Origin of the sequence: Clostridium drakei (assembly GCF_000633595.2) — a bacterium.
GTDB classification, from domain to species: domain Bacteria; phylum Bacillota; class Clostridia; order Clostridiales; family Clostridiaceae; genus Clostridium_AM; species Clostridium_AM drakei.
Window position 1 is genome coordinate 167,035 of sequence record NZ_JIBU02000005.1, and the last position, 6,605, is coordinate 173,639.

At 29.9% G+C, this 6,605-nt stretch carries 6 protein-coding genes; 5 read left to right on the plus strand and 1 reads right to left on the minus strand.

Features of this window, described 5'->3' with window-relative positions; translation table 11 throughout:
* Positions 1-173: 173 nt before the first annotated feature.
* The 5 genes from EG57_RS0203595 to EG57_RS0203615 all read left to right on the plus strand — a co-directional run bounded on the left by EG57_RS0203595 (position 174) and on the right by EG57_RS0203615 (position 4,895).
* The gene (locus EG57_RS0203595) at positions 174-1,769 is read left to right on the plus strand and encodes an ATP-binding protein (RefSeq protein WP_032075904.1); all 1,596 of its coding nucleotides are present in this window, start codon (positions 174-176) and stop codon (positions 1,767-1,769) included.
* Positions 1,770-1,819: 50 nt separating this feature from the next.
* Positions 1,820-2,500 carry a response regulator gene (locus tag EG57_RS0203600; RefSeq protein WP_032075905.1) on the plus strand — a complete coding sequence of 227 codons (681 nt, stop codon included), beginning with the start codon at positions 1,820-1,822 and terminating at the stop codon, positions 2,498-2,500.
* A gap of 304 nt (positions 2,501-2,804) precedes the next feature.
* A complete protein-coding gene (locus EG57_RS0203605) occupies positions 2,805-3,257 on the plus strand; it encodes a DUF2975 domain-containing protein (RefSeq protein WP_032075906.1) in 453 nt (150 codons plus the stop codon).
* A 9-nt stretch (positions 3,258-3,266) separates the two neighbouring features.
* Complete coding sequence (locus tag EG57_RS0203610; protein WP_032075907.1) at positions 3,267-3,476, plus strand: helix-turn-helix domain-containing protein; 210 nt, start codon at positions 3,267-3,269, stop codon at positions 3,474-3,476.
* Positions 3,477-3,548: 72 nt separating this feature from the next.
* The gene (locus EG57_RS0203615) at positions 3,549-4,895 is read left to right on the plus strand and encodes a B12-binding domain-containing radical SAM protein (protein ID WP_032075908.1); all 1,347 of its coding nucleotides are present in this window, start codon (positions 3,549-3,551) and stop codon (positions 4,893-4,895) included.
* Between the two features lie 160 nt (positions 4,896-5,055).
* Here EG57_RS0203615 and pdxR read toward each other — a convergent pair whose 3' ends face one another.
* The gene (gene pdxR, locus EG57_RS0203620) at positions 5,056-6,465 is read right to left on the minus strand and encodes a MocR-like pyridoxine biosynthesis transcription factor PdxR (RefSeq protein WP_032075909.1); all 1,410 of its coding nucleotides are present in this window, start codon (positions 6,463-6,465) and stop codon (positions 5,056-5,058) included.
* Positions 6,466-6,605: the final 140 nt, after the last annotated feature.

Below are 6,605 nucleotides of genomic sequence, written 5' to 3' on the forward strand. Positions count from 1 at the left end.
ATTAAACATGGAAAAGTAGGAGACAATAGTGAAAGAAGTATTATATAATAGGATTGAAATATCTGTTCCTATGTTGATTCTTTCATCTACATTTACGGTCTCCTACGCTTCTGTGTTTTTTACGGTTTTATAGAAGACGTTTACTTTTACATAAGAAAGATAGGGTGATGAATATGAAAAAAGCAATGAAGCTGCAAACAAAGATTACTTTATTAGTTATTACAGTTGTATTTGTTTCCATATCTATAATCATCTCTTTTATTGTACCATGGATGACAGGAAACATTGAAAGCAAGGCTAGAACCAATATTATGAATGTAGCTGAAATGGTAGCTCATTCAAAAGAGATAGTAGATGCACTGGAAGTTAAAGATCCAGAACGAAAGATAGGACCTTATGTTAATATACAGCTTAAAAATCTAGAGCAGATTGAGTATATAATTGTAGTGGATAATAATGATATCAGGTATTCTCATCCCAATCCTGAAATGATAGGAAAAAAGTTTGTAGGAGGGGATGAAAAGAGAGTAGTTCAAAAGGGGGAAACATATATTTCTGAAGCTACGGGAACACTTGGAAAGTCACTTAGAGCATTTGCTCCAATATATGATTCGGAAAATAAAAAAGAGATAGGTTTTGTTTCTGTAGGTACACTTACCCACAGTATTGAAACAGCTAAGCATAAAGCTATTTTATACATAATTTTAATTGGATTAGGCGGACTTATGGTAGGTATAATAGGAGCGTTTTTATTGGCAACTAATATAAAGAATACTTTGCTTGGACTTGAGCCTGAAGAAATAACAAGACTTTATAATGAAAAGATGGGAATTCTTGATGCTATTTATGAGGGGTTAGTAGCCGTTGATGCTAAAGGTAAAATTAACCTTATAAATGATTCAGCTTTAAATATATTACATCTTAAAAATAAAATTAATAAGGATCAGGTTGTAGGGCAGAATGTAGAGGATGTTATTCCCAATACCCGCATGATGAATATACTAGAAACAGGAAAATGTGAATTTGAAGAAGAGCAGAGACTAAATGATACTATTATAATGACTAACAGGATTCCTATAATTGACAGAGGAAAGGTTGTAGGAGCTATTGCCAGTTTTAGAGATAAAACAGAAGTGACTAGAATGGCAGAAGAACTTACTGGGGTTAAAAAGATGGCTTGGTCTTTAAGGGCTCAAAATCATGAATTTATGAATAAGCTTCATACTATAGCAGGACTCATACAGTTAGAAGAATATAATGAAGCTTTAGAGTTTATATCAGATATAGCAAAAGTAAGGAGCAATATAAGTAATATTTTAACGAAGAACATAAAAGATGCTTCATTATCAGCCTTATTATTGTCTAAGTATAATAAAGCTGAGGAATGTAGGGTTAAACTTCAAATAGATGAAAATTCAAAGCTTACAAAGATGCCTGAAGGTATGGCTCCTGATGAAATTATATCAGTTATAGGAAACTTAATAGAAAATTCTCTAGATGAAGTTAAGAATGATGGGACTGGAGTTATATATGTTAAAATAGTTGAAAATGGACATTTGCTCAGTATAAAAATAAAAGACAATGGCGGAGGAATTCCAGTAGAGTATAGGGAAAAAATATATGAACAAGGTTTTTCAACAAAAGAAGGACAGCGTGGACACGGTATGTATATTGTAAAGAAAATAATTGATGAATATAACGGTACAATAAATTTTGATGTAGACGAAGGGGTCAGCTGGGATATAATTATACCAATGGCAAGAACGTAAAAAATGGAGAAATTAAGTTATTATTTTTCTTGGTGAAAGGAGGAAAAAGCATGATTTCAGTAATGATTGTTGAAGATGATCCTATGGTTATGGAGATAAATTCTAAGTTTTTGAAAAGAGTAGAAGGATTTGCTTTGTATAAATCAGTTTCCAATCTTGATGATGCAAAAAAATTTATATCTATTAAAAAGCCAGATTTAATATTATTAGATGTATATCTTCCTAAAGAAAATGGAATGGATTTTTTAAAGTGGATAAGAGGAAAAGAGATAGACATAGATATTATTTTAATTACAGCAGATAAATCTATTGAAAGAATACAGGAAGCTTTTAGATATGGAGTTGTGGATTATCTTATAAAGCCTTTTAGTTTTGAAAGATTTAAAGAAGCACTTATTCAATTTAAAGGTAGATATCAAAAGTTTAAAAGAAGCGATGTAGATGTAATTGAACAAAAGGATTTAGATAAGCTTATAGCTAGTTCTAATGTTTCTCAAAATGAAGATGATTTTGCTAAAGGACTTAATAAGTATACTTATAGATCTATATGGGATGAAATAGAAAAAAGAAATTATAATGATTTTACAGCAGAGGAGCTGGCAGAAAGATTAGGAATAGCAAGAGTAACTGTTAGAAGATATCTTGAATATATGGAAAAGGAAAATAAAATAGATAAATCCATAGAGTATGGCAAAGTCGGCAGACCACAATATAAGTATCACAAAATTTAATAATGGGATTATGATACTTATTCTTTGTGTTTGTTATACATAAATCTAAATTTATAAAGGGCATTTCTTCATAAATTGTGACATGTTCTTCTTGTATTAAATAATTTTTATTATTTAAAGTATCTATACAAGAGAAGAAGTAATAAATTGGAAGTGCCCTTAATTTATTTGTAAAATAATTGATGTATAGTTTAGTTATCTCAAATACAACAATAAATACATAACGATAATCAATAAGTTTTTATTGAAAAACAATAAAAAACATGTTATCTTATACACAAGAATTAAAAGTGAGGTGCTTTTTATGAAACTAGGATCAACAATTTTATTAAAGATAGCTGTTATTTTTATTGGAAGTCCAGTCCTTGCTTTGTGCATATTTTGGTTGCCTGGATTTGTAAATTATTTGTCTTATCCCATTTTGGTAGGGGTGTATGCTACAGCAATATTATTTTTCTTTGCTCTGTATCAAGCGTTAAAACTTTTAAGCTATATTGACAAGAATAAAGCTTTTTCAAAGTTATCTGTAAATGCTTTAAAGTATATAAAATATAGTGCAATTACAATTAGCATTTTATATGCAGGACTGATACCATTCTTATTTCCAATAGCAGATGCAGATGATGCACCAGGTCTTGTAGCATTTCCAATTATTTTTACTTTTGCATCCATTGTGATTGCAGTTTTTGCTGCTGTTCTTCAAAAGCTTTTAAAAGAAGCTATAAATATAAAACTGGAAAATGACTTAACAGTCTGAGGTGATATAATGGCTATTATAATTAATTTAGATGTGATGCTGGCTAAAAGGAAAATGAGTGTAACGGAACTTTCAGAGAAAGTTGGAATAACTATGGCAAATCTCTCTATACTAAAGAACGGAAAGGCAAAAGCTATTCGATTTTCAACTTTAGAGGCAATATGTAAAGCTTTGGGATGCCAACCGGGTGATATTTTAGAATACAGAAATGATTTGTAGGTGAGAAGTTGAATAATGTAAGTAGATTAGTTAAGTATTGAATAAAGTTCATTTGAGGAGATAGTATTTATTATGAAGATTAAATTAATCCAACCGAAAATGTTTCCAAGACCTATGGATACAAAGTTAAAAACAAGAATGGCCCCTTCATTAGCATTACTCACAATAGCAAATCTTACACCGAAAGAGCATGAAGTTATTATTGAGAATGAAAATGTTGAAAAGATAGATTTTGATGAACCTGTAGATTTGGTAGTAATAACTGTTACTGTAGATGTTATGAATAGGGCGATGGAAATATCAAAGGAGTTTCAAAATCGCAATGTTACAGTAATTGCAGGTGGCATACATATTACAGCAGATCCAGAAAGCGCTATTAATAATTTTGATGCAATATCTGTAGGAATGGCTGAGAGAGTTTGGGTAAAAATCCTTAAAGATAAAGAAAATAATTCACTTAAAAAGATATATTATGATATGGAAAACATTGATGGGGAAGAAATAGTATCACCTGACTATTCCAGAATTGATAATAAAAAGTATTTATATACTAATATAATTAGTACAAGCAGGGGATGTCCTTTTGAATGTGATTTTTGCTACAATAGTTGCAAAAGTGTACTTAAAACTTATATTAATAGACCTATAGATGATGTAATTAAAGATATAAATGCATTAAAAACAAGCCATATAATGTTTATTGATGATAATTTTATTGGAAATCCTAAATGGACAAAAAAATTATTGAAGGAAATAAAACCGCTTAAGTTAAAGTGGAATGCAGCAGTTACCTCCAATATAGTAGACATGCTTGAATTATTAGATGAAATGAAGGAAGCTGGTTGTCAAAGTCTGTTTATAGGTTTTGAAAGCATAAATAGTAAGTCAATAGATAGTGTTCACAAGGTACAAAATAGTGTAAAGAGATACGAGAAGCTCGTAGAGGAAATACATGAAAGGGGAATAATGATAAATGCAAGTTTTGTTTTTGGATTAGATGAAGATGATGTTTCTGTATTTAAGAATACATTAGAATGGATAGTTAAAAATAAGATAGAAACAGTCACTTCACATATACTTACCCCATATCCTGGTACAAAGTTGTATTCATCATTAATGGAGGAAAATAGAATTGTAGATTTTAATTTGTCAAATTACAATACTGCACATGTAGTATATAAACCAAAGAATATGACAGCAGAAGAATTATACAAGGGATATTTATGGATATATAAAGAGGTATATACGTTTAAAAATATAGTGAAAAGATTACCAAAATCTAAAAAGCAGTGGATTCCATTTCTAGCATTTAATTTGTTTTATAGAAAGTTTGGTAAGCTGACAGAATTATTGTGTAATATAGTTTCTTTTAAAAATATAGGGAGGTTTTTCAGATGGGTGGCTTATTTTATCAAGTGATTCTTAGACTCAGATGGAGTTTGCTTATGAGGAATACCTCTCTACATATGAGTCTTAGAAGAACTTATCCAGGGGCGTGTCAGCCGTTATCTTCCACCTTAAGAGGATGGAAGTATTACGGATGGTAGCCATCGGATAAAGTAGATAGTGGAATTCTACTTTATAGAATAAACCATGCTTTTTTTAACATCTGAATACCTTCCTCAATCTTACTTTCTGTTAAGCCACCAAAACCTAGTAAAATCATAGGGAATTTACTACTTATGTACTGATTATAATGAATTGAAGTTGGGTAGATTTTTATTTTCACATCATGAGCACGTTGAATTAACTCTTCTTCTGACAGTCCATTTTTAACTTTCAATAAAATGTGTAGTCCAGAATTTGCACCTATAACTTCAGTTTTTGCTTTCATATGTTTATCAATCGAAGAAAGTAATATTGAATGTTTTTTACGATATAATGTCCTCATCTTATTTATATGACTTGAAAAATATCCTTCTTTCATAAATTTATATAGTGTATTTTGATGAAGTCTAGATACGGTTTGCTTATATGTTTTTAAATATTTTTGATATTTCTCAATCAAATTTTCAGGTAAAACTAAATAACTTATTCTTATTGAGGGAATTAGAGATTTTGAAAATGTACCCATATAGATAACCTTACCAGTACTATCTAATCCATGCAAAGAAGGAATTGGCTTACCTCTATATCTAAATTCACTGTCGTAGTCATCTTCGATTATATATCCATTTTTTTCTTCACACCATTTCAACAATTCCAACCTTCGAGAAACGGGCATAACCATTCCGCAAGGAAATTGGTGTGAAGGTGTAACATAGACAACGTTAGCAGAACTTTTTCTTAAATCTTCTAAACAGATGCCATCTTCATCTATTGAAACAGGATGGATATTTAATCCTTGGTCTATAAAAACATTTCTTGCTTTATTGAATCCAGGATTTTCAATTGCATATGTATAGTCTTTACCTAACAGCATGCATAATAATATCATTAAATATTGCATGCCTGATCCAATAATAATTTGTTCTGGAATACATCTCACACTCCTTGATTGAAAAAGATATTTAGATATCTCCTTACGTAAACATTCCTCTCCTTGAGATTCGCCTATTAATAATAGATTACCTTGATCTGAATATAGACATTGGGTTGTTAATTTTCTCCATGTACAGTATGGAAAATGCTCTAAATCAACATTTCCTGAACTAAAATCAATTAAGTATTCAAATTTCTTATTTAATTTAATGCTTTCATCAGGTTTATTGTTAAATGGTAAATTACATGATAAGCTATCTTCTAGTTTGGTTACAAACATACCTATACGAGGTCTGCTTTCTACATATCCTTCTGCATATAATTGTTCATATGCAGTTTGAATAGTATTTTGGCTAATTCCTAGATAAGTTGATAATTTTCTTTTTGATGGCAATTTTGTTTCTGGTTTAATTGTTCCAATCTGTATTTCATGTTTGATATATTCATATAATTGCACATAAAGTGGAGTGTTTTTTGAGTAATCCAAAATAGGCATAATTTCAAGCATTATTTATATCCTCCAATAACTGATACTATAAAATATATTAAAACTGATACTTTTGATAATACCATATTGAAATTATAATTTAAATAGATGATTGCAGAATTGAAAGTTGAAAAATGTGGATAACTTTTGGAGCTTTGCTC

Coding starts and splice junctions, on each gene's coding strand:
- EG57_RS0203595 (WP_032075904.1), top strand. CDS start 174: ATGAAAAAAGCAATGAAGCTGCAAACAAAGATTACTTTATTAGTTATT.
- EG57_RS0203600 (WP_032075905.1), top strand. CDS start 1,820: ATGATTTCAGTAATGATTGTTGAAGATGATCCTATGGTTATGGAGATA.
- EG57_RS0203605 (WP_032075906.1), top strand. CDS start 2,805: ATGAAACTAGGATCAACAATTTTATTAAAGATAGCTGTTATTTTTATT.
- EG57_RS0203610 (WP_032075907.1), top strand. CDS start 3,267: ATGGCTATTATAATTAATTTAGATGTGATGCTGGCTAAAAGGAAAATG.
- EG57_RS0203615 (WP_032075908.1), top strand. CDS start 3,549: ATGAAGATTAAATTAATCCAACCGAAAATGTTTCCAAGACCTATGGAT.
- pdxR (WP_032075909.1), bottom strand. CDS start 6,465: ATGCTTGAAATTATGCCTATTTTGGATTACTCAAAAAACACTCCACTT.